Below are 26,683 nucleotides of genomic sequence, written 5' to 3' on the forward strand. Positions count from 1 at the left end.
TTTAATTAGCTACTTCGCTAATAAATTTTATTCGCATTAAGCGTAATTCGTCGATATCATATTCTCCATCAAACTCTTTGAGGGCATCTTCAATTTTATCAGATTCTGACTCCATAAAGTATTCGTGAATTTCTTCTTGCTGATCGTCATCGAGCATATCATCTACCCAATATTTAATATTCAGTTTTGTTCCTGAATATACAATTTGCTCCATTTCTTTAATCAAGGCATCCATCGAAAGCCCTTTTGCTGAGGCAATATCATTAAGTGATAATTTACGGTCGATATTCTGAATAATATATAATTTATTTACAGAATTAACTCCTGTAGATTTTACAACCAAGTCATCCGGACGAATAATATCGTTTTCTTCAACATACCTATTTATTAAGGCTACGAAGTCTCCACCGTATTTTTTTGCTTTCCCTTCACCTACTCCATGAATATTATACAATTCAGCAATAGAAATTGGGTATTTTAAAGCCATATCTTCTAGTGAAGGATCTTGAAAAACCACAAATGGAGGAACGCCTAATTTTTTGGCCACTTTTTTTCGTAGTTCTCGTAACATTCCCATCAAAACTTCATCAGCAGTACCTCCTGATTTTGATGCCGTTACTATAGCTTCATCTTCTGTTTCATTATATTCATGATCTTCGGACATCATAAACGAAACTGGCTTTTTGATGAAGTCTAATCCCGCTTTGGTAATTTTTATAATTCCGTATGTTTCAATATCCTTCGATAAATATCCTGCTACTAATACTTGACGAAGTAATGCCATCCAGTATTTTTCGTCATGATCTGAACCTGAACCGAAGAAAGATTGCGAATCGGTTCTGTGTGCTTTAATTACTGCATTTACACGTCCTATTAATGTAAATACTATTTCTTTAGATTTATAAATATGCTTTGTGTCACGTACAATTTCCAATAATTTCACCACTTGTTCTTTGGCTTCTATTTTGGTTTTCGGGTTACGAACATTATCATCCATATCTGCACCTTCGCCTGTTTCGCTGTCGAATTCTTCTCCAAAATAATGAAGTAAGAACTTTCTTCTTGACATCGATGTTTCGGCATAAGCCACAACTTCTTGCAACAAAGCAAACCCAATTTCTTGTTCAGCAACTGGTTTTCCTGACATGAATTTTTCTAATTTCTCTACATCTTTATAGGAGTAATATGCCAAGCAATGTCCTTCGCCTCCATCACGACCTGCACGACCAGTTTCCTGGTAATAACTTTCGAGTGATTTTGGAATATCATGATGAATTACAAAACGAACATCTGGCTTATCGATTCCCATTCCGAAAGCAATAGTTGCCACAACAACATCTACATCTTCCATAAGGAACATATCCTGATGTTTAGCTCTAGTTTTGGCATCTAATCCTGCATGATAAGGGACCGCACTAATACCGTTTACCTGCAAAACCTCCGCAATTGCTTCTACTTTTTTACGGCTTAAGCAATATATAATTCCGGATTTCCCTTTGTGTTGTTTTATAAAACGAATAATATCCGATTCTATATTTTTTGTTTTTGTACGAACTTCGTAGTATAAATTTGGTCTATTAAACGACGCCTTAAAAGTATTAGCATCGGACATATCAAGATTTTTCAAGATATCTTCTTGAACTTTTGGAGTAGCAGTTGCAGTAAGTCCAATAATTGGCACATCACCCAACTGTTTAATAATATGTTTTAGATTTCTATATTCAGGTCTAAAATCATGTCCCCATTCTGAAATACAATGCGCCTCATCAATAGCAACAAATGAAATGGGTACATTTTGAAGAAACTGCACGTATTCTTCTTTGGTTAGTGATTCGGGAGCAACATATAATAATTTTGTCAAACCAGAAGTAATGTCCTTTTTTACTTGGGCTATTTCTGTTTTGGTAAGTGAAGAATTCAGAACGTGAGCAATTCCGTTTTCTGAAGACAGACTCCGGATAGCGTCTACCTGGTTTTTCATCAAAGCAATTAAAGGAGATACAACTATTGCTGTTCCTTCCTGAATTAAAGCGGGCAATTGATAACAGAGTGATTTTCCTCCTCCGGTGGGCATTATAACAAAAGTATTTTTTTTATCGAGTATACTTTTTATAACCTCCTCCTGCAATCCCTTAAATTGGCTAAAGCCGAAATACTTCTTTAATTCTTTATGTATTTCAATTTCGTTTGAATTCATTCTTTATTTTATGGTATTTTGTATAAATTTGCATCAATAAAGATACAACTTTCTTTTACACTTACAAATTTTAACTATTCTGTTTTGATAACAAAAGAAAATATATTAGCTATCGCTAAAAAAACAATACTATCTGAAAGTGAAGCAATTGCGAAACTAATTAATTTTTTAGATGAAAATTTCACTCAAGCTGTTCAACAGATATACGAAACAAAAGGCCGATTAGTAGTCACCGGAATAGGAAAAAGCGCAATAATTGCACAAAAAATGGTTGCCACTTTTAACTCTACAGGAACACCTTCATTATTCCTTCACGCTTCTGAAGCAATTCATGGTGATTTAGGAATGATTCAGAATGAAGATGTGATTATTTGCATCTCTAAAAGCGGTAATAGTCCAGAAATCAAAGTTTTAGTTCCGCTATTAAAACGGTTTGGCAATACTCTAATTGCTATTACAGGTAACATGACTTCTTTTTTAGCAAAAGGAAGTGATCATGTCTTGAACACTACTGTCGATATGGAAGCTTGCCCAATAAACCTAGCTCCAACCAATAGCACTACCGCTCAACTAGTAATGGGAGACGCACTTGCTGTTTGTTTAATGGAAATGCGTGATTTTAAACCAGAAGATTTTGCTGTATATCATCCTGGAGGCGCATTAGGAAAAAAACTTTTACTTCGTGTGAAAGACATGATTGAACATTCGTTAAAACCAACTGTCGCACCCGATTCTTCAATCAAAAAAGTTATATTTGAAATATCAGAAAAACGACTTGGCGTTACTGCAGTTGTAGAAAATAATAAAATAATCGGAATTATCACAGATGGTGACATCCGACGAATGCTAAACGACAGAGATACTTTTGCCGATTTAACCGCAATAGACATTATGACCAAAAACCCAAAAATGGTATCATCAGATACAATGGCTGTCGACGCCTTAAATATATTAGAAGATTTCTCGATTACGCAATTAATTGTTTCCGACAACGGAGAATACAAAGGCGTATTACACTTACATGACATTTTAAAAGAAGGAATCGTATAATGGCAAAGAAGAAAAACCTAGGCGAAATGTCGTTCTTAGACCATCTTGAAGAATTAAGATGGCTACTAGTTAGAAGTACAACTGCCATAATAATAATGGCTTTTTTAACTTACTTTATAAGTGATTACTTATTTGACGTAATTATTTTCGGACCAACGAGACCAACTTTCTTTACTTATCAGTTTTTCTGTGAACTATCTCATAAACTAGGATTTGCAGAGAATATTTGTATTACCGAAATGCCATTTATTATTCAGAATACACAAATGGAAGGACAGGTAAACGTTTTTGTATGGATGTGTATCTTGGCAGGATTCATCTTGAGTTTCCCTTATATCTTATGGGAAATCTGGAAATTTATCAGCCCAGCCTTGTATGAAAAGGAACGTAAAAATGCTAAAGTATTCATCTTTGTTTCCTCATTACTTTTCTTTCTAGGTGTAACATTCGGGTACTTTGTAGTAATACCAATGTCTGTAAATTTCGTGGCAACTTTTACGGTAAGTGATATTGTAAAAAATCAATTTACTCTAGAATCTTATATGGGAATGGTAAAAACTAGTATTCTAGCTGGTGGACTATTCTTTGAGCTACCAATCGTTATTTATTTCCTTACCAAACTAGGCTTAGTAACTCCACGTTTTTTACGAAAATATTGGAAATATGCTGTAATTATAATCCTGATTGTAGCAGCAATTGTAACTCCTCCAGATGTTGTGAGCCAGACAATTGTAGCTATACCGATGTTACTGATTTATGAGTTGAGTATCTTTATTTCGGTACTTGTATATAAAAAACAAAACAAAGAATTAAATGTCTGATATCATTCAAGAATTTAACGACTATCGTTCTAAAATGAACGAAAAGTTATTAGCCGATAATAACAAAATTGTAAAACGAATTTTTAATCTAGACACCAATGCTTATGCAGCAGGCGCTCTTGATGTAAAAACAAAAGAGCTTTTAGGCTTAGTTGCCTCAGCCGTTTTGCGTTGTGATGATTGCGTAAAATACCATCTTGAAACTAGTTTCAAAGAAGGTGTCACCAAAGAAGAAATGATGGAAGCCATGGGAATTGCAACCTTAGTTGGTGGTACAATCGTAGTTCCTCATTTGCGTAGAGCGTATGAATTTTGGGAAGCACTAGAAGAAACTACTAATTAGAAAATTTGATAATTAATCTATTAGATAATTTTAACTCAAAATGTTAATTTACTTAATTGATTGATTATTTTACTTTTAATTTGTCCTTTCTAAAATATTTATAAATTGAATTGGGTTAATTTTTAATTATCTCATTTTCAAATTTTCACATTATCTAATTAAAAATGAAGCTAAGAGCCGATAATTTAATCAAAACCTACAAGGGCCGTAGTGTCGTAAAAGGTATTTCTGTCGAGGTAAACCAAGGAGAAATAGTTGGTCTATTAGGTCCAAATGGCGCTGGAAAAACCACTTCATTTTACATGATTGTTGGATTGGTAAAGCCGAATTCAGGAAATATTTATCTTGACGACTTAAATATTACCGATTTTCCTATGTACAAAAGAGCACAACACGGAATAGGTTATTTAGCTCAAGAAGCATCTGTTTTCAGAAAGTTAAGTATCGAAGATAACATATTAAGCGTACTGCAATTAACTACCTTATCCAAAGCGGAACAAGTAGCTAAGATGGAAAGCCTTATTGAAGAGTTTAGCCTAGAACACATTCGTACTAACCGAGGAGATTTACTTTCGGGAGGTGAACGTCGTCGTACCGAAATCGCAAGAGCCCTTGCTACTGACCCTAAATTCATCTTACTAGATGAGCCTTTTGCAGGAGTTGACCCTGTTGCCGTAGAAGACATTCAGCGAATTGTAGCTCAATTAAAAAATAAAAATATCGGAATTCTAATTACCGACCATAACGTACAAGAAACTCTTGCTATTACTGACAAAACATACCTTATGTTTGAAGGAGGCATCCTAAAAGCAGGTGTTCCTGAAGAATTAGTAGAAGACGAAATGGTGCGTCGGGTATATCTAGGTCAAAATTTTGAACTTCGTAAGAAGAAATTGGAATTTTAAAAAGAGTTCATTTTCAGTATTCAGTCGCAGTATTCAGTCAAAAAAACTTGAATACTGCGATTTTTTTTATTAAGACTGTAAACTTCGACTGAAGGCTAAGACTTAATCTACTGTTATAAATTGCAATTGCTGTAAATCTCCGTTATAGATATTCACATCGACTGTATGTTTAATCCCTGGCACAGTTGCTTTTTCTGTAAATTGCCAAAACAACCAATCTTCTTCTATTTTTTCACGATAAAAATTATAATTGGCTATCCAAAAAAGATAATCGCTAAATTCTTCTTTCAAGAAATCATCATAATACCTTTCACCAGTATAAATTATCGGTCGTACTTTATAATGCGCCTCTACTTTATTCAACCATCTTTTTAGTCCCTTTTTCAAACTATCCAATGATTGATTTTTAGGCAATCTTTCGATATCCAAAACAGGAGGCAGATCACCTTTCTCTAGAATTACAGTTTTAATAAAGAGATCAGCTTGTTCAATCGAATTTTCATTTGGGCGATAATAATGATAGGCGCCACGAATCATTTTATTTTCCTTAGCTCCTATCCAGTTGCGTTTAAACTGAAAATCTTTTCTGTCTTTCCCAACTGTAGCTCTAATAAACACAAAATCTATAGGGTACTTTTGCTCTAATGTATCAACATAAGACCAGCTAATTTTTCCTTGATATTCGGACACATCTAACCCAATGGATTTTCCTTTGTGATTTGCCAAAACCTGAAAATTCCTAACATCCGAGAGACGCTTATCTTCAGCTTCTTTTTCAAGAACTTTATCTGTTTTAAAACTGAAGTAATAGGCCAAACCATTACGATAATGGTAAACGGCTCCCAGAAAAAGACCAATTAAAATTGAACTTATAAGAAACTTAAAAACCTTACCAACTGCACTAGTTGATTTAGATTTACGACTTGAGATCTGTTTTCTTTTAGTAACTTTTCTTTTCATTCAATAAAAAAACTACTTTTTCAGAAACTTATTGTTTATAACAGACAGTATTATGTAAGTAATAATTACCAATGGAATCCCTAGATATTTAAAGAAAACTAACAACAAAACAGACAATGATAAAAAGCCTACTTGCAGAAGATTATCTTTTAAATTGAATTTTTTAAACTTTAATGAAAACAAAGGAATTTCTGCATTCAATATATAAGCACTGAACAATGCTATCGCTAATAAAATCCATTGGTTTGTTAAAATTTCAAGAATCATCAACGAATCAGAATATTTTAAAACCAAAGGCAAACTCAATACAAACAATGCATTTGCTGGTGTTGGTAAACCAATAAAAGAATCTGTCTGACGTGTATCTATATTAAAATTTGCCAAACGATAACAAGAACCTAGAGTTACAATGAATCCTAAGAACGGAGTAAACTCTGTACCAATAATATTGTGTGCATTTGAACTACTAACAAATAAACTATACATTACGTAACCTGGCACCACCCCACTAGTTACCATATCTGCCAATGAATCCAATTGTAACCCTAATGGGCTCGACACTTTAAATAATCGAGCAAAAAAACCATCAAAAAAATCAAAAAATATTCCTAAACAAACAAAATAGAAAGCCATTTCATAATCTAATTTAGAAACAAAAACAACTGCTATACAGCCACAGAAAAGATTAATTAATGTAATAGCGTTAGGAACGTGTTTTTTAATATTCATTGCAAATATATTTTAAGTATGATAAACGACAAATTTACTATAATAACTGAATGAGATGCACGTTTTTATTAGAGTTTTTTAAACAAAAGTGAGACTTTAGCATTATTTACTCGAAGGAATAAATAAGCTCGGTAAAAAATTATATTTTTGATAAAAATTAAACAGACTTCGGTTTATAAAAATTAGCTCTTGAGGAAAATTTTATTGTTTTTACTGCTTTGTGTTTACACAGCCAATTACAGCCAAACGGTTCGAAAATACTCTAATGAGTTTATGAACATTGGTGTCGATGCCGCAGCACTTGCCATGTCAAGCGCAGTTGTTGCATCTACTAAGGATGTAAATTCGGTTTACTGGAATCCTGCTGGACTTGCCAATCTCGAGGACCACCAAGTCGCTTTAATGCACGCTAATTATTTTGCCAATATCGCACAATATGATTATATTGGCTATGCTAGCCCAATAGATGATCGAAGCGCTTGGGGAATTTCATTAATTCGTTTTGGTGTAGATGACATTTTAAACACTACTGAACTGATAGACAGTCAGGGTAACATTGACTACAATCGAATTAGTCTTTTTTCGACTGCCGATTATGGTTTTACCTTTTCATACGCAAGAAAATTACCTGTTCCTGGATTTCAATATGGAGTAAATGCTAAAGTTATCCGACGTATTATTGGAAAATTTGCCAACTCATGGGGCTTCGGATTTGATTTAGGATTACAGTTTGAAAAAAATGATTGGCATTTTGGCTTAATGTTGCGTGATATTACAACGACTTATAATGTTTGGAATATTGATGAGAAAGAATACAAAAAAATTTCTGATGCTATTCCGGGAGAAAATCAGGACTTGCCTGAAAGCACCGAAATTACGTTACCAAAAGCGCAATTAGGCATAGCAAAGAAATTTATAATCAGATATGATTATAGTATTTTGGTTGCTACAAATATGAATATGCGTTTTGAGAGAACAAAAGACATAATTTCTAGTAACTTTGTAAGCATTGATCCTGCATTAGGATTGGAATTTGGTTATACCAATCTTGTTTTTTTGAGAGCTGGAGTAGGAAATTTTCAAAATGTGACACAATTAGACAATTCTGAAAAAGTAGGTTTCCAACCTAACATTGGACTTGGTTTTAAATATAAAGGCATTCAAATTGATTATGCTTTAACAGATTTAGGAAATCAAAGTGTTGCTTTATATTCTAATATATTTTCACTTAAAGTGGATTTAGGCGTGTTTAGAAAATAAAAACATTACATATAAAAAGAGTATTGATAATTCATTTAAAAAAATATTTATGAAAACGTATTCATCGAAAAAAGCATTCTTGTTATTATTATTTTTTGCGTTTATCAATAATAGTTTCGGACAAAGTATTTTATTATCTAAAGATTCTAAAGCTAGCGTTCTAACTTGCGGAACTGGTAATGAACCTTACTCTCTTTTTGGCCACACAGCTATTCGAATCAAAGATTCTATTAACGCTCTTGATATAGTATATAATTATGGTACTTTCGATTTCAGAACTCCTAACTTTGTTGCTAAATTCACAAAAGGTGATTTACAATATTATGCTACCGCAAATTCCTATCTCGATTTTATTAATGAATACAACTATACAAAACGTAGTGTTTACGAACAGGAATTAAATATTTCTGATAATTTAAAGCAAAAATTATTTGATAATTTAAATGCAACAATACTATCTGAAGACAGGTATTATACTTATAAATTTATTGATAAAAACTGTACTTCGATGGTAGTTGATATTCTTAACAAATCATTAAACGGTACCATAATTACTAAAAAAGGAGATACCGATAAAACTTACCGAACGATTCTTTATCCTTATTTTGATGGGCATTTTTATGAAAAATTAGGCATCAGTATCATTTTTGGAAAAAAAGTAGATGAACTTGGAACAAAAATATTTTTGCCTTTTGAACTAAAAAATAGCTTAGATAAAACAACTTTTCAAAATCACTCTTTAGTCAAACAAAACAAAACTATTCTATCTTTTGATAAAGAGCCAAATCATTCTTGGTGGAATAATTGGTATACTTACATTATTGTATTAGCATTTATCATCTTCATAAATAAAAGAAGTGTTGATAAAATTTATCTTTTAATAATGGGATTATTGGGACTGTTTTTTGTCTTTGTTGGTTTTTATTCCTTGCACAAAGAATTAGAATACAATTACAACATCCTATTATTTAGCCCTTTCTTATTAATTCTTTTGATTCTTAATCTCATGAAAAATAAAAAATGGACTTATCGTTTCTCACTAATTCATATAATTTCACTAATTACTTATGGGTTATTTATGATTAATAAGGCTTCATTCTTTATCGTTTTACCTTTGATTATAACTAGTGGTGTTATTCTGGTGCGCGTAGCTATCAAGAACAAGAAACCAATCCCTATTATCATTTAATTATTGCCCTCTATAAAATAAAACCGTAGTAATAGTTTTAAAAGTGATACTCATATCAAGAAAAATACTTCTGTGTTTAATATAATACAAATCGTATTGTAGTTTTATTAAACTTTCTTCTATTGATTCTCCATAGGAGTAATTTACTTGTGCCCATCCTGTAAGACCTGGTTTTATGATGTGTCTTGTTTCATAAAATGGCATAACCTGAGCAATCTCTTTTACAAAAAATGGGCGTTCTGGACGCGGGCCTATAACTGCCATATCCCCTTTTATAACGTTAATGAACTGAGGTAGTTCATCTATTCTGGATTTACGCATCATTTTTCCAAAAGGAGTCACACGAACATCATTTGTAGCTGCAAAAGCGACTCCTTTTGATTCCGAATTCTTCACCATTGTTCGAAATTTATATATTTTAAAAACTGCTCCGTCTTTCCCTATTCTTTCTTGGGTATAAAAAAGTTTTCCTCTATTTCCTATATAATTTCCTACAATAATAAATGGCATTAAAAGCAACCCTGTCAGAAGGCCTAACAGAGAAAAGGCGAATTCAAAAAAACGGACAATCACTAAATATAACTTATTACTATTACTGCGGCTAAAAGGAAAAAAACGATAAAAATCTCTCGCTATATATTGCACAGGAATACGGTGTGTTTTACTTTCATAAACTTGGGTATATTCTCTGATGATTTTACCCGACTCAAGTAAATGTAATAATTGTTGATATAAATCGGCAGTAATTCCATCTGTCTTTTGCGATGCTATAACGATTTCCGAAACCCCCTTTTCGAGAACAAACTCTTCTAACTCTTCCTTTTTAACTTCTTTTACATACTGATAGTCAATCGGATTCTTATTCAAAGCATCTAAATTTACAAATCCAATAATTTTATAATTGGGATCAACATTCTCTAATCCCAAAACCAATTCTTCTAACTGGTCTTGATCACATATTAAAACTACATTTTGAAAGAAACGATGTGAGGCAAGGAAATAAACATAAAAGAAACGCCAAAATAGGATAACAAAAAGTATAGCAAAATAAAAGATAACTATCGAGATTCTCTGTTTAGGTAATTCGGGTGATAAAACTGGAGTCAATAAATAAACCAAAACCGTAGTTGATACAGCAATAACAGTACTTTTTAGAATTTGAAACTGATTACTTGCTACTTGTAAATTATACATCTCAAAAATAGATCCAAAAACATTGAGATATAATACCAATACAATTGCTCCATGATAATTAGTACTTGAAACATTAAAATAATGATAATCAAACACCTGACTTAGAAGATACAAAGCTCCCAAAACAAAAAAAGAATCAAAAAATCGAAGAATGACTTTTCGTTCTGATATTTCAAAATGGATTTTATTTTTTTGGGGCATTTAAATTGTATCAGTTAAGTTGTATCATTAAATTTGGGGAAATTTAAAATTACTGGAACAAATGTATTATAAAATTAATAGTTAGTGGTAATTAATCAGGAATAGTATTAGTTTTTACATAATTATCTGTTTTATAATTAATTACACTAATCAAAGTTAATGCATATACGAATGCGGGTGCAGCAGTTCGCATTGCAGCATGATTAATTGTTAGAAACCAAAAAACATAAAATGATAGAAAATACAAATTACTTCGATTAATATAATACAATACAAAAGGCATTATAAAAAGTATTAGCAGTCCTAGTATTCCGAGAAATCCATGTTCACTTATCATACGTGTAATTTCATTATGTGAGGCCACATCTACTCCAAAAGCCTTTTTCCTATACTCTTTTCCCAACCCTGCCCCAACTCCTAGTATTGGATTATCAAAAAAGGTTTTAAGTTCAACCTCAATAATAGCTTCTCTGCCTCCTAATCTATCTTTTTTCACTCTCCCTGTAGCATCTTGATTAGCATAACGCTTTTCTATTAATCCAGAAGTCTGCACAGAAGTATATGTCCAAATTCCTATTCCCATAATAGCAGTAATAACAAATACCATAGCTAGCTTTCCTTTTACTTCTCTACTTGAATGAAAATATAACAACAATAACAATATAGCAATCATAACCACTCCAGTAATTACTCCTCCTCTCGAAAAGGTTACAATTGCTCGATAGCTAATAACTAAAAGTAATATTCCGTTTAAAATCAACATTTTTTTTGATTTCGAAAAGAGAATTAATTGAGTAAAAAACACAAACATCCCTAATCCTAATATCGTAGAAACTTGATTAGGCCCAAATCCTCCCGAAGTCTCAAAGTTAGACTGAGTACCTGTAACCACACTTTGCACACTAGGATTATACAAAAACAAATAAGCAGTAGTTGATACAATTGGTAAGCCCATTGCAAGAACTATATTCTGTAATTCTGAGAAACTAATCTTTCTATTAAATGTATATATTGCACAAAAAGCTAAACAGAAAGGCCCTGATAAATTAAAGAATAAAGCTTTTTTTACATCTACTGATAAAATATCTGTAGTAGCAGTTACCAAAATACTAGGGATTAATAATATCAAGAAAAACCAATACACAAAGGAGCTAATTGTAAAACTGCTGTAAATCATACCCAACAGCATAAAAAAAATGACACTTAACTTAATATACTCATTATTTAAATTCCCCCCCGTCATTCTTAAGAAAACCTCAACTCCTACCAAATATGCAGCAATCAAAAGCACTTCATTATTTTTATTTTTTGTTTTCAAAACAAAAAGCAATCCTAAAATTGGAATAATAAGTGCATAAATCTTAGATAAAAATGGCATCACAAAAATTGCCAAAGCAATTAAAGCATGAATCAAAAGAATATTACCATAAGATAATAGATTGTTTTTCATTAATTAGATATTTTTTGAAGGAATAAAATTAATCAAATAATTTAACCATGAAATATAATCTCTTACAATCGATTCTTGACTGTAATTCAAATTCACAATTTTATTTAATTCCAATCCCATTTCGATTCTTGATTTTTTATTCCTAATTAATTTTTGAATAGATTGTGAAAATTGATTTATATTATTTGATTCAATAATTAACCCTTCTTTTTCTGAAATAATGATAGTAGAAATTTCCCCAACATTTGTTGCCACAACTGGTAACTTATACAATCCGTATTCTAAGATTGCCAACGGAAGTCCTTCTGAGATAGAAGGCAATACAGCTATATTACATTGTTCTAATACTGAAGCAACATTATTCACTGCTCCGTAAAAAAAAATATTTTTATCTAATTCTAAATCTCTAACCAACTCCTTAAGCTTTTTAGAATGATCATCTAAAAAATCTTTCCCAAATAAATGAAAAGTCCAATCTGGGTATTCATTTCTAATTATATTGGCTGCTTTAATTAATAATTCATGATTTTTTTGTGGACGTAAATTTGCTACGCAAACAATTCTTTTTCCTTCCTCCCCATTTAATGATACCTCTTTATTTAAATTAGTTATTTCATCAACAAAATTTGGAAAATAAATAACATTTTTACAATACAAATAAGATTCTGCCCAATCTTTCAAGGCTGTGTTTACCGCTATACTCCCTTTAAAAAAAAGAGAACCAAATTTTAATGCTACGTTTTTTCTTGACTTTAAATCCTGAGAAATACCATAATGGTCATGCCAAATTATTTTTATTTTTGGCAAAGTCAACTTTACTAAAACTGCTATAAAAAAAGAAGAACTATGTGCATGAATTACACTTACTTTATTGTTTTTCAGGTATCTACGCAATAAAAAAACGGCTTTAAAATCTATTATTTTCTTTTTCTTCAAGAATAAATACGAAACTTTCTCATCTATTTGGCTTAACAGTAATCCTTCTTTCCGAGAAGCGATTAAACCTGAAAATTCTATTTTTTCAGATAATGCATTAGCATAATTTAATGCCATGCGTTCTGCCCCTCCTACTTCTAAAGAATCTATAATTTGTACAATCCTCATTTTACTAAAAGCTTTTTAATTTCAGTTTCAAAAACATCTATAGTATAATTTTGAGACCATTCAGTAGCTAATTTACTTTTAGTAAAAAAGATTTTTTCGTCTTTAAGTATTTCGCTTAATTGAATTTCATCTTTCTCTAAGTCCATTTCCAATATAACCCCTCTATTACCATAATCTAGCATCAAAGGGACACAAGAAATTTTACTGGCAACCGGAATACACCCCCAAAACATTCCTTCGGCAACTGCTTTTGGCCAACCTTCACTTTTAGAAGGCAAGATTACAAAATGTTTTTTTTGATATGCTTTTTTTACTGTTTCCTGATTTTGATTTCCCTGCAAAACAATATACTCTCCGAGTTGATTATTTTGAATATACTCTTCTAAAATACCCCGCTCAATTCCTTCTCCATATAAATCTAAAGTTGCTTTATATCCTTTTTCTATTAATTTCTGAACTAATTTTATAGCATAAATTGGATTTTTACCAACAACTAAACTACCAACAAAAAGAAACGCTATAGATTCATTAAAATCAGGCTTGTGAATAATTTCTTTTTCGGTTTCAGAATAAGTAGCAGTAAAAAAAGGTATAGTATTTTTAGATTGATTTTCCCATTCTCCATAAACCAAAACTTGCATATTTCGGGTTAAGAAAGTGTTGTTCAAAATATACTTTTGTAATTTATATGTCCATGGCTGCTTACTCATTGGATCCCAATTACCTGCATATTTAGCTGTTTTTTGTTTATTTGGGAAGAATATTTGAATAAAGCAACCTAATAAACCAATGTTTCCCGGGCAACGTAAATGGATATGATCAGCTGTCTTCATTGCCAAAAATATTTGCCAAGAAACTACTGGTAATTTAAAAAATGAAATTAAACTATTTTTAAAATTGGTAAAATTAATATTGGAGACTTTTCTAAAATCTATTTTGCCATGTTTGTATGCAAGATCAATTATAGTTGGTTCCTGTTTTAAAAATGGCCCCACAACAATTACTTCATCCACATATTTTAACCAAATATTCATCTCACGTACGTAAGGTGCATAACCAAAATATTGATGTTTATTTTGACTATGAGTAACATGAGTTATAATAACAAACCTAATTAATTTCAATGCTAAATATCCTTTTTAATGATAGACAAAATTCTTTGAATATAGTTTTTGGGATGTAAATAAATTTCGCTCCACATCAAATTATCTTCACCCATTTTTAAATATTTTTTTCCGTCTAACAAATATTCAATTTTTTCAGGTAATTCTAAATACGAACTACGATTACAAAGTTTTTCATAATTTATATGCTCATTAAAATTATCCAAATCAATATTAAGTGGAGTTGTTATAACTGCTTTCCCGAACAACAAATACTCTCCAATTTTCCAACCCGGAGTATCTTTAAGTCCATCGTCAGCAATACAAATATTATAATTATTTAACATGTTAAAATAATTATTTTTATTAGAATGTTTAGAATCTAGCAATAAATCAGGAGCCAGCTCACCAGTCAATTTATCTGCAAACCAACTGAAGCATTTTTAAACGTTTTTTTTAGTAGGCGACAAGCATTAATTCTAAATTCATTTTGACTCCTTCTACGTTCTTTCTCATCTTCATCATTATGCTTATCTGGATCCCATAATCTAGTATGAAAAATTATATTCCCCCCATAATCACGTATTTCTTTAGGATATCTTTTTATATCTAAAACCTCATGTGACGAATTTGTAAACAATGAAAATCTATCCATTGCTCTTATAACTTCAGTTCTATTACTTTTATTAAATAACAAATCTGATTTTAGATTCATTAATAATAAATGGCTTTTATATGTCATTGGAACATTAAAGTTTAAAGGGTAGATATTTTCAGTCCGATTTTCTACACGAAGAGATCTTTTAAAATAATAATCATATAGCTCAGCTGAATCTATAAATTTTGGTTCATCAGAATAATCAAAAAAAACACTTTCCCCATCAATATACAATATTGCTCCACCATATTTTATACTTTCATTTCTGACTATGTTAACTTTTATTTTTTCTTTTTTACAAAAATAAAAATAAGCATAAATAAGCTGATTTAAATGGTGTGTCCAAATTGATAACTCTAATTTCATAAATTATTGCTTCTATAAATTTATTTCTAAATAATATTATTAGAATCAGACAAAACGGGCTTATTAAAAAATAAACTCCACCAGCCAATCATTCTCCCAGTTGCTTCTGTCAAAGCTTCTTTTTTCTTATTAGATGTAAGAACATTACTAAATCTAATTAATGTCAAAAGTATGGTAATAGAGTGCCATTTAAAAAAATCTTTCAAATTAGGCTTAGGATTTTTCACGTGCCACACATACCAACCGTTTCGAACTACCATTTTACCATATTGATATTGATTCGGTCGTCCTGAATCTGCATGGAAATGTTCCAATCTAGCCACAGTGTTTAAATAAAGTTTTCCGATTTTTGCGACCCTAAGTGTAAAATCAGCATCTTCATACAAACCATATCCTTCAAAATAAGTAGAAAATGAAAGCTTCTCAAAAATTGATTTTCTGAAAGAGGAAACGCCTCCCATTAATTGTTCTACTTGATAAATTTTATCGCTTGGTGGCAAAAAACCTACACTTCTTCCATGCGAAAAGGATGGAGAAAAACCAGGAATACAATCACTATCCAGATGCAATTTTTTTCGTAAAACAAAACGACTTCCGTCTTTACGTTTCCATCCGTCAAAATAAAACTCATTTATAGAAGCCTTATAATCCTTATTTACTTTTTCCCATTTTGTTTCGTTTATAATATACCCTCCAACTCCCAAAGCTTCAGGATATTTTTTATAGGTCTCCAATAAATTTTCAAAATAATCTGATTCTAAAACGGTATCATCATCCAAAAAACAAACAATTTCAATAGCATCATTTACTTTATTAATTCCAAAATTTCTTTGTTTGGTAAGCCCACGATTTTTATCATCAGCTAAGAAATATTTTAAATTGATAAATTGATTTTCATTTAAAATATTCTCTGTTTTATTATTTGTAGATCCATCAATAATTAAAATTTCGTTTGGATACAAAGTTTGTCTTTGAACCGATTGCAATAATTTCAGCAAAGGCTCGGGACGCATATAAGTACAAATAATTAAGGAAAATTTCATGTTCTATTTGTTAATTTATTAGCCCAATACAAACTCTGCTTCCATTCTTTTTTAAAATTAAAAAAATATCTTATTGGATTTTTAATTGATTGTTTGCTATAATATTTAAAGAATAAAATTATCCTATATCCGTTTATTTGTTCGTTTGTTTCATGCAAAATTTTGTACAGTAATACTGTTGGAGCTGGCTTTGGTTTAATTTTTTCATTATCCCATGCTAGATTTAGTTTTGTCCTAAAACCTCCTACAGGAGCTTTTAGATGTAGAATTTTTGGGGCTGGAAAAAATAAAACATCATTTCCTGTATTTCGAATTTGTATTCCAAAATCTGAGTCTTCTGCAAATCCAAATTCATATTTTATGTCAAAACTTATATTTTTAATTATTTCGCTTTTTACAAAACTACATCCTGACCCAAAAGTATTCCATTGAAATATTTCTTTACTAATAGCTTTCTCTCTTTCCCTTAGACAATTAAAAGTTACTGCTTTATTTTTATATTGTGAAATAAACTCAAATGCTGCTTCAGTAAAAGAATTCGTAACCCTAATATCATCATCTGCAAAGAATACCCACTCACTTTCTACCTGATTAAGAGCAACATTTCTTGCATTACAAGCTCCTGTTTGATGTGTAAAAGTATGCTTAATAACAAATGGCCAATCTTCTGAAGTTAAATAGTCTAACTCTGAAACACTTCCTATTAAAGGATTCTGCTCTACAATTATTACATTTTTAGGCAAATGGGTTTGTTGGGACAAATCTTTTAAAACATTATATAAATATTCTTTTCTTCCAATCGTTGGAATAATAACATCTATAGTACCTGAATTAATTACGTTAAGTGAAGAACTAACTTTAATCGAATCTAGATTAATGCTGTTATCATTTCTATTCTTATAAGTAAAGCTACATAGTAAAGCTAAAATGGGAAATTTAAATTCGTAAATCATTAAATTCAGAAATAGCAAAAATATCCATCGTGTTCTATAATGCTGCTTTACAAATCTAAAAAGAATCTGATCAGAAGATTTCGAAATCAAACGAATTTCGGTTTCTAGCAACAATTTTGGTTCCGAATAACACAATAACCCCAAAGGCATACATACCTTAGCTATTGAATTTAAATAGTAATCAAAATCCCAATCACATTTTATTTTCTTATCAATGGCCAACAATATACTTGCATGAATAACTCCAACTACACTACTCATTTGCCAGGTTGGATAGCTTACCTTTTTATTAATTTTAATAAAAGGAGATTCATCAACATAACCAATTTTTCGACCTAAAAAATCAACTTCATTTGGGCTATAAGACATCATCATTTTATTATGATGAAACAAATTATCTATAAATTCCAAATTAAGAAACTGTTTGTAATCTTCATTACACCAAACTATTTCTGAAAGCGGAAATTGAAAAGCCAACTCCATCAAACTAGATGCAATAGTATTGTTTTCATTAAAAGATAAAGTCTCATTTCTTTCCGAAATAATTCTTGTAATTTTATTGTCTAAATGATATACTACTATCAAGATTTAAAAATTAATGATTTATAAAACTCAATATTATCTTTCGCTACTTTATCTGTGTCAAAAAACTCTTTAACTCTATTTCTTGCATTTCTCCCCATTTCGCTTCCTAGACTGGAATCATCCAAAAGTTGTACTATTCGAGATGCAAACAATTCATGATTTTTTGGACTTACTAAAAAACCACTTTCACCATCAATAATCATTTCATTTGCCCAACCAATATCTGATGCAACAATAGACTTTTGCATAGCCATGGCTTCTAACCAAGATACAGGAAGTGCCTCTGCAAAAGAGGGAAATACGCACATGGTTGCCTCTTCGATTTTTCTCTTTATTTCAGAATAGGGAACGCTCCCTAAATAATTGACATTCATTTTGGCCTTCTCTGAAAATAACTCTTGCATCATTTGCCAAGTAGATGAATTTCCCGAAATAATATCTGGGACGTCTTTACCTATTAAAATCAATTTAGCATTAGGATTATTTTCTATTACTTTATTAAAAATCAATGGCAATTCGAGAAGTCCTTTTTTGCGAATTAGGCTTCCAAAATACAATATGGTTTTTTCTTTCTGAGGATTTTCATTATTAGTCTGAAATAAATCAGCTTCGATAGAATTGGGAATAATTGTAAATTCTTTATTTAAACCAAAAATCACATTTGTTTTATCTGCTGTAAACTGACTCACTGACAACAATCTATCTGCATTTTGTAGTGCCCTTTTTTCATGAAACTTATTAATCCATTTGACTGGACGATTGTCCAAATTACAAAAATAAGTATCTGATCCATTTAAACGTATAATCAACGGGCAAGATTTTGGTTTTATAAAAGATGAAATACCTGTCCAATCTGGTGCTTCTACTAAATCAATTTCTTTGTCTAAAAATAATTGATTTATAATCTTTTCTAACTTTTTTCTAGTTAAGAACCATGATAATCCTTTTAGCTTGACGTTTTTAATTTGTTGTACAAAAATTCCATTATCATCAAAAGTAGCATCTTCTTTCTGACCATAAACAAGAACTCTAACAGAAACATCTTGTTCTAAAAGTCCAATTGCTAAATTTTTAATACTGGTACCAATACCCCCAGAATTACCTGTTTTAGGATGTGGATATTCTGGAGTCAAAAATGCTATTTTCATTTTTATTTATTAAAAAAATCATTTAAAATTCTAGCTGTAAATATTCTTGCGCCATTATCATTCATATGTCCGCAAGATGAGAAATATTTATCCTCCTTTACTACATTTTCATAATTATAAATTTCTGGATATGTTTTTTTTACCTTATCAAAGTAATTCATTCCCACAACATTTTCACACATCGGGGTCATTACTGTAATCAAATTGATATTATTGGTCTTACATAAGCTTTTGATTTCTTCGTAATACTTATTGTGTGGCAAAGGATTTAAATTGACAATATTATTTTTCATATTTCCGTTTTTATGTTTTACCAACGGATAATATCCTAAATTGTCTAAAGCATTTGTTTTTTCGACTATTAGAGTTTTATAAACTTCTCTAAATCCAATTTCAGAATCATATTTCACATATCTATAAAAAGGGATATAATATAATTCATTAAAATTTTCTTCATCATAAAAATGCTTTTTTATAACTTCCGAATTATGAATATAGGGTAGAAACTTTGTCGAAACTCCTTCTGCTTCTTGATCATTAGAAAGGTTCAAATCGGCTTCAAGAATTACATTTTTGATTTCATATTTTCGCTCAATCATTAATTTCAAAAGCAATGATGCTTCAAATAAATGTCCGCCACTCATCCCAAAATTAAAGGTTTTTAATCCTTTATCTTCAAATAGCTGCGAAACAAAATGATTATTTGCACGTGAAGATCCTAAAATTACTACATCATACTTTTTGGCTTTTGAATTTATAACCGTTTCTATTTTTCCACGATTTTTAGACTCCATAAAAATTCTCGTGTATATTCCATCTAGCCCTACTGCTATTAAAATCGTAATAACAATAATTATTCCTGTATAAATTAAAAAACGCTTCATTAAAATTGAAAATATATAAATTCTTTATAATCAGAAAATGTCCCAAATGCCATTATTGCAGTAATAGCTAAAGCTATCTTAAGCAAGCTTTTTTTACCTGAAAGTGGTTCAACTTTGTTACGATTATTCCATTCGACTAGAACAAATATTCCAATCATAAGAAGCAACTCATAATTATAACGCTCATTATCTAAATACTGGAAACTAAAACTCTTATTTGTTATCATTCGCTTTAAATATTCAACTGCATCTGTTATTGTTCTGGCTCTAAAAAACACCCAAGCTACACAAGTCAATAAAAAAGTATAGAGAATATTCATTATTACTTTTGCAGAGCTAAAATTCCACTTTAGTACAATCGCATCCATATTATTTCTGTTGCTATTTGATAAAAGTAAAGGCAAAAAGTAAACGGCATTAATAAAGCCCCAAGCAACGTATGTCCAATTGGCTCCATGCCAGAACCCGCTAACTACAAAAATGATAAAGGTATTTCTTATTTTCATCCAAATACCTCCCTTGCTCCCTCCTAATGGGATATACAAGTAATCCCGAAACCAAGACGAAAGTGAAATATGCCAACGACGCCAAAACTCGGCTATGTCTCGTGAAAAATATGGGTAATTGAAATTTCGTAACAAGTCCAACCCAAACAATTTTGAAACTCCTAACGCAATATCTGAATATCCTGAAAAGTCTCCATAAATTTGAAATGCAAAATATATTGCTCCCAAAATAAGAGAGAAAGAATTCATTGAAGTATAATTGTCAAAAATAGCATTGGCATAAGTGGCACAAGTATCTGCAATGACAACTTTTTTAACCAAACCCCAAATAATTTGGTAAATACCTTCTTTCGCCATTTCAAAATTAAACTCGCGTTTTACTTTTACTTGCGGCAATAGATGTGTTGCTCTTTCGATTGGCCCTGCAACCAAAAGAGGAAAATAACTTACAAACAGAGAATAATCAACAAAGTTATATTCGGCCTTTATTCGTTTAAGATAGATGTCAATTACATACGATAATCCATGAAAAGTGTAGAATGAAATACCAACAGGAAGTATAACGCTTAATAAAATAGGGCTTGCCTGAATTCCAACAGAATTTAATAATTCTGAAAAAGACTCAGCAAAAAAGTTATAATATTTAAAAACTCCTAAGAACCCTAAATTGACTATAATACTAAGCCAAAACCAAAATTTCCGGCTTCTTTCTGTTTTTCCTTTTTCGATTTGAATCCCCGTATAATAATCCAAAAACGTAGAAAAAACCAATAAAAATAGAAATCTCCAATCCCAACAAGAATAAAAATAGTAGCTCGCAATAATTAATAAAGCATTCTGAGTACTTTTTGTTTTATTAAAAACAAACCAATACAAGAAAAAAACGATTGGTAAAAAAATGGCAAAAGCCAAGGAATTAAAAAACATATTTGTTTTAAAAATTATTAATATTAATTTATTTTTTGTTTTCGACTATTATATAACCTTCAGAACCTTTATTGGATATTATAGTTGCTAATGGAGCTGCTACAACTGAGGAATCTGGCACATCAAAAGTGACTATGGCATTAGTACCTAAAAGCACATCATTGCCTATTATTATTTCTCCTAAAATTGTTGCTCCTGGTCCTATGAAAACTCGATTACCAATTTTTGGAACTCCCACTTTATTTCCTCTTACTAAAACCCCAATTGTAATACCTTGTGACAAATTACAGTTTTCTCCAATTATTACATCTCCATGAATTACTACACCGCCAAAATGCCCAATATAAAGACCTTTACCAATCTTTGTTCGATAAGAAATATCAAATCCATATTTAAATTTTAACCTTCGTAACCACAAGAAAAAAAAGTAAAAAAAAAATCGATTCTTTTTTCTATAATACTGTGTTAACCGAAATATTGTTAAAAACTTAAGACCTGGATTAGGCATTATAATAAAAACCTTGATTAAAACTGAAGGTCCTAAAGAATAAATACCACATCGCTTGTAATCTGACAAAATGATTTCTCTTAACATACTCATTTTTTTATAATTTGACTTATTGAAATCCATATGCGTTCAGAAGCTAAATTAGCAGGACTTTCGTTTATTTTTTCAAACCATTTTTGAGCACTCACAATATTTTCATTTGATTCTTCTAATGCCTTGTTTATTTTTTCGGCTATTTCACAAGGTGTATTTAGCCAAATAACAGATTTTTCACTAGGCATTGAACGAAAATGAATAAAATTATATATATTTTTTACCGACCAATTTTTATTTTTTTTATTCGTTACATCATAATTAATAAATGCGCATGGCTTCTTATGCGCAACATAATCAAAAACCATTGATGACCCTAAATTTATTACCATCTCAGTATGTCTTATTGTATTTATTTGTAAATCTACATCTGCTCTTGTAGCCATAATAGCGTCCCACTCATTTCCTGTTTTTTCCCAAAGTGGAGCAATAGGAATAATAACATCCTTATAATCCTTAAGTACTTTATCAAAACGATTAGAAAAATCAACTGGGCAACGTCTAAAAATAATCCCAAATGAATTTCCTTTATCATTCAAAAGCCGAACAGCCTCGGCAACATCAGACAAATATTGTGAATCATCGGGACAAGTAGTAATATCATCCCCTGAATAACAGATATATTTTTTATTTAAATCCAGCTTGTAAGTTTGATAAAAATTTTGTTTAGAAATCACTTTACTTTCATCAAAATGGCTTTCGAATTGTGGCGTACCAGTAACAAAAATCTGACTCTCATCAATATAAGGATAATAATATTGAAGTTCTTTTTTCATGTGTTCACTCCATACAAAATAATAATCAGTTTCCACAACCATAGTTGCCTTAGGTAAATTATCCCATGAAAACACAAAAGTAGCTGTTGGTATCCCCAAATCCTTTGCCGCTAATAACGGAGCAACAGCCAAACTTAAACGTTGATTAGTACAAAAAACAATTGATGGTCTCTCCTCTTTAAGCGTTTGTAAACATTCTTTATAATAAATTGTTTTCCGTTCAAATTTTTTAATTCTTTCTCGAATCCTCTTTAAGCCTTTAGGATAAGAATGTGTGACTATTAGAAACCTTGTTATTGTGTTTTTAAATATATTTCTTATCGTTTTATATGAAAAAGGGAAACGATATGTATCATAAACAATATCATTCTCTTTTTTTATACTTAAATTGAGCTCTATATATTTTCTTGCATTTTTATAGCTATCTGTTAACAGATGAGATTTAGCTTTTTTTATTTTTATTTGTTTAAATCCTAAATTTGCTAGTTCAAATGGTGTATTATTCCAATAGATGATTTCAAAACCTTTCTCTAATCCAAGATTATTAAAATTAGAAAAAACAAAATTTCGTAATCCAATCCCATCTGGTAATAAAATAAAAACCTTATTGTTTGACATTCGTTATCTCTGTTTTTTTTTGATGATTAAGTTTCCAAATATCTGATTTTAAAAGACATTCTGAAAATAATTCTGTACTATTTCCTCGTCCAAAATCATCTTCTATATTTTGTATTTTATGAGAGTCAATAATTAAAAGCGCTCCTTTAATCTCATTTTCAGAATATTCAATAATTAATTATATCTGCATGAACTGCTCTATTTTGCTAACGAGTTCCAATATTAATAATCGGAATTCCATAATATGAAACGAGGAAGTTATTTTTGGGATATCCAGAAACCAAATTATCATTCATCCCATAAAAAGCTTTTATACTTTTGTAAATGAGCAATTTCTTTCCATTTCCTGAGAGCCCATGTTATTTTCCCTTCTTTAAAAACAGTAAGTTCTCTTATTTCAAGCTTTGGGTTATTAACTTTTTGATAGCAACTTTCTGGTAACCTGGAATAAATGATAATTTCATCAAATTTTTCCAATGCCTCTGCTATGAAATCACTCATAACAAAATTTCTAAATCCTACACCATCAGTTATTACTACTCCTATATTTTTTCATTTTTCATAAAATCCTTTTAAAATATACAAACTGCTTTCAAAATTTACAATATCCATTATAAATTTGTTATTTTTTCTCCATATCATCATTAATTCTATGATACAGTAAGAATAAAAACTGATTAACCTACCAAAAATCCAATCTGTTTTTTATTTTTATATAGATTAAAATATAAATCAATAAGTAAAGTTAAAAAGCTCTTTATCCCTTAATTTTCAGCATTTCATAAAAACTTATACACTGCCAAATATGAAAGCTAGACTGAATATTACCATCAAAATATTTTTTTAGTTCCTTATGCAAAGATTCTTTATTAAACCATTTAGCATAATCTAAACGTTCCAATTCAATAAAGCACTGACTTACCCATTCTTGTAAATCAAATGCTAGCCACTCACGTTGTGGTGTTTGTAGAGGACGTTTGGGTGCAAATACCAAATCATTCACAAAGTATTCAGAGGCAATTTCTCGTAAGATAAATTTAGAAATCCCATTTTTTATTTTATAATCTAATGGCAATGAAAAAGCAAATTCGACCAAACGATAATCTAAAAAAGGCTCCCTTAATTCTGTTGAATAGGTCATTGAAATTCGATCATTAAATCGTAAAGCACGAGGAATTTTGGTATAGAACAAATCTCTATATTGTTTGTTTAATATATCATCTTTAAATGGCTTAGGATATAAAGGCTTCACTGCTTTTGCTAAAAAAGAATCCGAAAGTATATTTGTTTTATATGGAGAATCTTGTACCCCTTGTATAGTAGCCTCGTTATCCTGATTGTAATAATCATATCCTGCCCATTGCTCGTCCATCCCTTGTCCGTCTATTAGAACTAAAACTTCATCTCTACGAGCTTGTTCAAAAATTTTAGCATACGCCAATGTTGGAATCCCACCAAAAGGCTCATCTTGTTGGTACTGCATTTTTTGCATTAAAGTTGGTACCTCATCAGCTTGCAAGAGCACCTTTGTTAATGGATTTTGAGTTTGGGAAATCATTTTTTCGACCCATGGCAATTCGTCATAATCCAAATTATTTGTATAAAAAGTATAACCGTTAATTTTTGAATTATCTTCTTGAAGATTAACCATCGCAAGTAGCACTGAGCTATCTAATCCGCCACTAACATTAAACCCTACTGAAACATCGGCTCTAAAACGTAAACGAATACTGTCTTTTAATAGGACAACATATTGCTTTTTGGCCTGTTCGAAAGTTAGATTTTTAGGTTGTTTAGCTACTTCTTCTTCAAAGAAATACCATTTTTTTATGGTTACCTTTTTATTTTCAAACTCTAAAAAATGCCCTCCTGGTAATTGAACAATATCTACCCAAAATGTTTCATCAGGCATACCATAGGAACCAAATGCAAAATAAGAAGCCCAAACTTTTTCGTTAGGTTCTTTGATTATTCCTGCTGCGTGTAATGCTTTTATTTCAGATGAAAAATAAAAAACATTATTAGACAAACTGTAATAAAAAGGTTTTACTCCAAATCGGTCTCGAGCTGCAAATAGTTTTTTCTCCTGATTGTCCCAAATGGCAAAGGCAAACATCCCATTAAACTTTTGCAAACATTTTGCTCCATAAACAATATATGCAGCTAATAAAACTTCTGTGTCTGACTTCGTTTTGAAATCATATTGGCTTTCTAATTCCGCTTTAATTTCAATATAATTATAGATTTCACCATTAAAAACCACAACATAGCGTCCTGAATTATCTTTAAATGGTTGATTTGATTCTACAGACAAATCAATAATTGCTAAACGATTATGTCCTAAAGCTGAAAAATCTAAATCAAAATATTTCCCTGTTGCATCAGGACCTCTATGATACTGACAGGCCAGCATAGCGTCCAATTGAGTTTCTTTATATGCTCCTACGACTCCTGCAATACCACACATTATTTTATTTTTTTTATAATTCGAAGTCTATATCTTATTGCGGTAATTATTTTATAATATCCAAAATTTAACTTTTGTAATAGATTTGGATTTGTGAAAATTAGCTGAAGCCCACCACTCCAATCAGTTGATGGAAATGGTCCATAATCAGGATTTTTATAATTTGAAATTAACCTAACATACAGACTATTTGGAAAACTATTTTTTATTAATTCCAATTGAGGAATCCTATCACCTTCAATTACAATAATCCCTCTATTTGAAATGCTTTTTTTTACTAGTAATAAATTTTCATCTTTACCATCAACTATTATTAAATCAAACTTTTTAGTTGTGAGAACTTTACTTAAAGAATCAACTATTTTTACTTTATCAAAATTATTTTTTAAATATTTAGGTAATGCATTCAAGCAAAAATCATTTGATTCTGTTCCAATATAATTTATTTTTTTATCTGAATATTCTAAAATACAATAAGAAATGGAGCCTATGCCTAGCCCTAACTCGAGAATATTATCTATTTTATAATTCTCTAGAATATCAACTATCTTTTTTAATGCAAACTCAGAAGCTATATGCTGATTTCCTTCTAAACTTGAAAAATATTTATAAGTTTCAATAGCAATGTCTTGCTTTCCCATATTA

General features: G+C 30.6%; 25 protein-coding genes. 6 read left to right on the forward strand and 19 right to left on the reverse strand.

The window, feature by feature from the left end:
* Position 1: 1 nt before the first annotated feature.
* A complete protein-coding gene (recQ, locus tag OIU80_RS02920) occupies positions 2–2,197 on the reverse strand; it encodes a DNA helicase RecQ (protein ID WP_264285590.1) in 2,196 nt (731 codons plus the stop codon).
* A gap of 84 nt (positions 2,198–2,281) precedes the next feature.
* On the opposite strand from recQ, the gene OIU80_RS02925 reads away from it, so the two are divergent.
* The 4 genes from OIU80_RS02925 to lptB all read left to right on the forward strand — a co-directional run bounded on the left by OIU80_RS02925 (position 2,282) and on the right by lptB (position 5,316).
* Positions 2,282–3,247, forward strand: coding sequence for a KpsF/GutQ family sugar-phosphate isomerase (locus OIU80_RS02925; RefSeq protein WP_264285591.1), 966 nt, complete (start codon positions 2,282–2,284; stop codon positions 3,245–3,247).
* Between the two features lie 26 nt (positions 3,248–3,273).
* Positions 3,274–4,068 carry a twin-arginine translocase subunit TatC gene (gene tatC, locus OIU80_RS02930; protein WP_264285882.1) on the forward strand — a complete coding sequence of 265 codons (795 nt, stop codon included), beginning with the start codon at positions 3,274–3,276 and terminating at the stop codon, positions 4,066–4,068.
* Complete coding sequence (locus tag OIU80_RS02935) at positions 4,061–4,411, forward strand: carboxymuconolactone decarboxylase family protein (protein ID WP_264285592.1); 351 nt, start codon at positions 4,061–4,063, stop codon at positions 4,409–4,411. Before tatC ends, OIU80_RS02935 begins: the two co-directional genes overlap by 8 nt.
* Before the next feature lie 164 nt (positions 4,412–4,575).
* Complete coding sequence (gene lptB / locus OIU80_RS02940; protein WP_035619478.1) at positions 4,576–5,316, forward strand: LPS export ABC transporter ATP-binding protein; 741 nt, start codon at positions 4,576–4,578, stop codon at positions 5,314–5,316.
* A gap of 102 nt (positions 5,317–5,418) precedes the next feature.
* Here lptB and OIU80_RS02945 read toward each other — a convergent pair whose 3' ends face one another.
* Both OIU80_RS02945 and OIU80_RS02950 read right to left on the reverse strand, forming a co-directional pair.
* A complete protein-coding gene (locus OIU80_RS02945; protein ID WP_264285593.1) occupies positions 5,419–6,276 on the reverse strand; it encodes a glycoside hydrolase family 25 protein in 858 nt (285 codons plus the stop codon).
* A 12-nt stretch (positions 6,277–6,288) separates the two neighbouring features.
* The gene (locus OIU80_RS02950) at positions 6,289–7,005 is read right to left on the reverse strand and encodes a CDP-alcohol phosphatidyltransferase family protein (protein WP_264285594.1); all 717 of its coding nucleotides are present in this window, start codon (positions 7,003–7,005) and stop codon (positions 6,289–6,291) included.
* A 189-nt stretch (positions 7,006–7,194) separates the two neighbouring features.
* Between OIU80_RS02950 and OIU80_RS02955 the strand changes: the two genes are divergently transcribed.
* Both OIU80_RS02955 and OIU80_RS02960 read left to right on the forward strand, forming a co-directional pair.
* A complete protein-coding gene (locus OIU80_RS02955; RefSeq protein WP_449757800.1) occupies positions 7,195–8,265 on the forward strand; it encodes a putative type IX sorting system protein PorV2 in 1,071 nt (356 codons plus the stop codon).
* A 49-nt stretch (positions 8,266–8,314) separates the two neighbouring features.
* Positions 8,315–9,454: a DUF4105 domain-containing protein gene (locus OIU80_RS02960; RefSeq protein WP_264285595.1), complete on the forward strand. Its 1,140-nt coding sequence runs from the start codon at positions 8,315–8,317 to the stop codon at positions 9,452–9,454.
* On the opposite strand, the gene OIU80_RS02965 is transcribed toward OIU80_RS02960, so the two are convergent.
* The 16 genes from OIU80_RS02965 to OIU80_RS03040 all read right to left on the reverse strand — a co-directional run bounded on the left by OIU80_RS02965 (position 9,455) and on the right by OIU80_RS03040 (position 26,679).
* Entirely contained in the window at positions 9,455–10,849 is a 1,395-nt protein-coding gene (locus OIU80_RS02965; protein ID WP_264285596.1) for an exopolysaccharide biosynthesis polyprenyl glycosylphosphotransferase, read from the reverse strand.
* Between the two features lie 91 nt (positions 10,850–10,940).
* Entirely contained in the window at positions 10,941–12,299 is a 1,359-nt protein-coding gene (locus OIU80_RS02970) for an O-antigen ligase family protein (RefSeq protein ID WP_264285597.1), read from the reverse strand.
* Between the two features lie 3 nt (positions 12,300–12,302).
* Positions 12,303–13,403 carry a glycosyltransferase gene (locus tag OIU80_RS02975; RefSeq protein ID WP_264285598.1) on the reverse strand — a complete coding sequence of 367 codons (1,101 nt, stop codon included), beginning with the start codon at positions 13,401–13,403 and terminating at the stop codon, positions 12,303–12,305.
* A complete protein-coding gene (locus OIU80_RS02980) occupies positions 13,400–14,527 on the reverse strand; it encodes a glycosyltransferase (protein WP_319004953.1) in 1,128 nt (375 codons plus the stop codon). Before OIU80_RS02980 ends, OIU80_RS02975 begins: the two co-directional genes overlap by 4 nt.
* 2 nt (positions 14,528–14,529) lie before the next feature.
* Positions 14,530–14,853: a hypothetical protein gene (locus tag OIU80_RS02985; protein WP_264285599.1), complete on the reverse strand. Its 324-nt coding sequence runs from the start codon at positions 14,851–14,853 to the stop codon at positions 14,530–14,532.
* A gap of 65 nt (positions 14,854–14,918) precedes the next feature.
* Entirely contained in the window at positions 14,919–15,530 is a 612-nt protein-coding gene (locus OIU80_RS02990; protein ID WP_264285600.1) for a hypothetical protein, read from the reverse strand.
* 26 nt (positions 15,531–15,556) lie between these two features.
* Positions 15,557–16,573, reverse strand: a complete 1,017-nt coding sequence (locus OIU80_RS02995) for a glycosyltransferase family 2 protein (RefSeq protein WP_264285601.1) — start codon at positions 16,571–16,573, stop codon at positions 15,557–15,559.
* Positions 16,570–18,111, reverse strand: coding sequence for a glycosyltransferase family 2 protein (locus tag OIU80_RS03000; protein ID WP_264285602.1), 1,542 nt, complete (start codon positions 18,109–18,111; stop codon positions 16,570–16,572). The genes OIU80_RS02995 and OIU80_RS03000 overlap by 4 nt, the downstream gene beginning before the upstream one ends.
* The gene (locus tag OIU80_RS03005; protein WP_264285603.1) at positions 18,108–19,259 is read right to left on the reverse strand and encodes a glycosyltransferase family 4 protein; all 1,152 of its coding nucleotides are present in this window, start codon (positions 19,257–19,259) and stop codon (positions 18,108–18,110) included. Before OIU80_RS03005 ends, OIU80_RS03000 begins: the two co-directional genes overlap by 4 nt.
* 2 nt (positions 19,260–19,261) lie before the next feature.
* Positions 19,262–20,143 (reverse strand): hypothetical protein, encoded by an 882-nt coding sequence (locus tag OIU80_RS03010; protein ID WP_264285604.1) that lies wholly within the window; start codon positions 20,141–20,143, stop codon positions 19,262–19,264.
* Positions 20,143–21,576 (reverse strand): MBOAT family O-acyltransferase, encoded by a 1,434-nt coding sequence (locus tag OIU80_RS03015; protein ID WP_264285605.1) that lies wholly within the window; start codon positions 21,574–21,576, stop codon positions 20,143–20,145. Before OIU80_RS03015 ends, OIU80_RS03010 begins: the two co-directional genes overlap by 1 nt.
* A gap of 28 nt (positions 21,577–21,604) precedes the next feature.
* Positions 21,605–22,177: a serine O-acetyltransferase gene (locus tag OIU80_RS03020; RefSeq protein ID WP_264285606.1), complete on the reverse strand. Its 573-nt coding sequence runs from the start codon at positions 22,175–22,177 to the stop codon at positions 21,605–21,607.
* A complete protein-coding gene (locus OIU80_RS03025) occupies positions 22,174–23,571 on the reverse strand; it encodes a glycosyltransferase family protein (protein ID WP_264285607.1) in 1,398 nt (465 codons plus the stop codon). The genes OIU80_RS03020 and OIU80_RS03025 overlap by 4 nt, the downstream gene beginning before the upstream one ends.
* Before the next feature lie 288 nt (positions 23,572–23,859).
* Positions 23,860–24,072, reverse strand: coding sequence for a hypothetical protein (locus OIU80_RS03030; RefSeq protein WP_264285608.1), 213 nt, complete (start codon positions 24,070–24,072; stop codon positions 23,860–23,862).
* Between the two features lie 256 nt (positions 24,073–24,328).
* Entirely contained in the window at positions 24,329–26,038 is a 1,710-nt protein-coding gene (gene asnB / locus OIU80_RS03035) for an asparagine synthase (glutamine-hydrolyzing) (protein WP_264285609.1), read from the reverse strand.
* Positions 26,038–26,679, reverse strand: a complete 642-nt coding sequence (locus OIU80_RS03040; protein WP_264285610.1) for a hypothetical protein — start codon at positions 26,677–26,679, stop codon at positions 26,038–26,040. The genes asnB and OIU80_RS03040 overlap by 1 nt, the downstream gene beginning before the upstream one ends.
* Between the last annotated feature and the right edge of the window lie 4 nt (positions 26,680–26,683).

It is taken from the genome of Flavobacterium frigoritolerans (assembly GCF_025847275.1).
Taxonomy (GTDB): Bacteria; Bacteroidota; Bacteroidia; order Flavobacteriales; family Flavobacteriaceae; genus Flavobacterium; species Flavobacterium frigoritolerans.

Bases quoted from the DNA above. Each gene is read 5' to 3' on its own strand.
- lptB (WP_035619478.1), top strand. From the start codon at position 4,576: ATGAAGCTAAGAGCCGATAATTTAATCAAAACCTACAAGGGCCGTAGT.
- tatC (WP_264285882.1), top strand. From the start codon at position 3,274: ATGTCGTTCTTAGACCATCTTGAAGAATTAAGATGGCTACTAGTTAGA.
- OIU80_RS02965 (WP_264285596.1), bottom strand. From the start codon at position 10,849: ATGCCCCAAAAAAATAAAATCCATTTTGAAATATCAGAACGAAAAGTC.
- OIU80_RS02960 (WP_264285595.1), top strand. From the start codon at position 8,315: ATGAAAACGTATTCATCGAAAAAAGCATTCTTGTTATTATTATTTTTT.
- OIU80_RS03015 (WP_264285605.1), bottom strand. From the start codon at position 21,576: ATGTTTTTTAATTCCTTGGCTTTTGCCATTTTTTTACCAATCGTTTTT.
- OIU80_RS02945 (WP_264285593.1), bottom strand. From the start codon at position 6,276: ATGAAAAGAAAAGTTACTAAAAGAAAACAGATCTCAAGTCGTAAATCT.
- recQ (WP_264285590.1), bottom strand. From the start codon at position 2,197: ATGAATTCAAACGAAATTGAAATACATAAAGAATTAAAGAAGTATTTC.
- OIU80_RS03025 (WP_264285607.1), bottom strand. From the start codon at position 23,571: ATGTCAAACAATAAGGTTTTTATTTTATTACCAGATGGGATTGGATTA.
- asnB (WP_264285609.1), bottom strand. From the start codon at position 26,038: ATGTGTGGTATTGCAGGAGTCGTAGGAGCATATAAAGAAACTCAATTG.
- OIU80_RS02995 (WP_264285601.1), bottom strand. From the start codon at position 16,573: ATGAAATTTTCCTTAATTATTTGTACTTATATGCGTCCCGAGCCTTTG.
- OIU80_RS02950 (WP_264285594.1), bottom strand. From the start codon at position 7,005: ATGAATATTAAAAAACACGTTCCTAACGCTATTACATTAATTAATCTT.
- OIU80_RS03030 (WP_264285608.1), bottom strand. From the start codon at position 24,072: ATGAGTGATTTCATAGCAGAGGCATTGGAAAAATTTGATGAAATTATC.
- OIU80_RS02975 (WP_264285598.1), bottom strand. From the start codon at position 13,403: ATGAGGATTGTACAAATTATAGATTCTTTAGAAGTAGGAGGGGCAGAA.
- OIU80_RS03005 (WP_264285603.1), bottom strand. From the start codon at position 19,259: ATGAAAATAGCATTTTTGACTCCAGAATATCCACATCCTAAAACAGGT.
- OIU80_RS03010 (WP_264285604.1), bottom strand. From the start codon at position 20,143: ATGAAGCGTTTTTTAATTTATACAGGAATAATTATTGTTATTACGATT.
- OIU80_RS02935 (WP_264285592.1), top strand. From the start codon at position 4,061: ATGTCTGATATCATTCAAGAATTTAACGACTATCGTTCTAAAATGAAC.
- OIU80_RS02970 (WP_264285597.1), bottom strand. From the start codon at position 12,299: ATGAAAAACAATCTATTATCTTATGGTAATATTCTTTTGATTCATGCT.
- OIU80_RS02985 (WP_264285599.1), bottom strand. From the start codon at position 14,853: ATGTTAAATAATTATAATATTTGTATTGCTGACGATGGACTTAAAGAT.
- OIU80_RS03040 (WP_264285610.1), bottom strand. From the start codon at position 26,679: ATGGGAAAGCAAGACATTGCTATTGAAACTTATAAATATTTTTCAAGT.
- OIU80_RS03020 (WP_264285606.1), bottom strand. From the start codon at position 22,177: ATGAGTATGTTAAGAGAAATCATTTTGTCAGATTACAAGCGATGTGGT.
- OIU80_RS02990 (WP_264285600.1), bottom strand. From the start codon at position 15,530: ATGAAATTAGAGTTATCAATTTGGACACACCATTTAAATCAGCTTATT.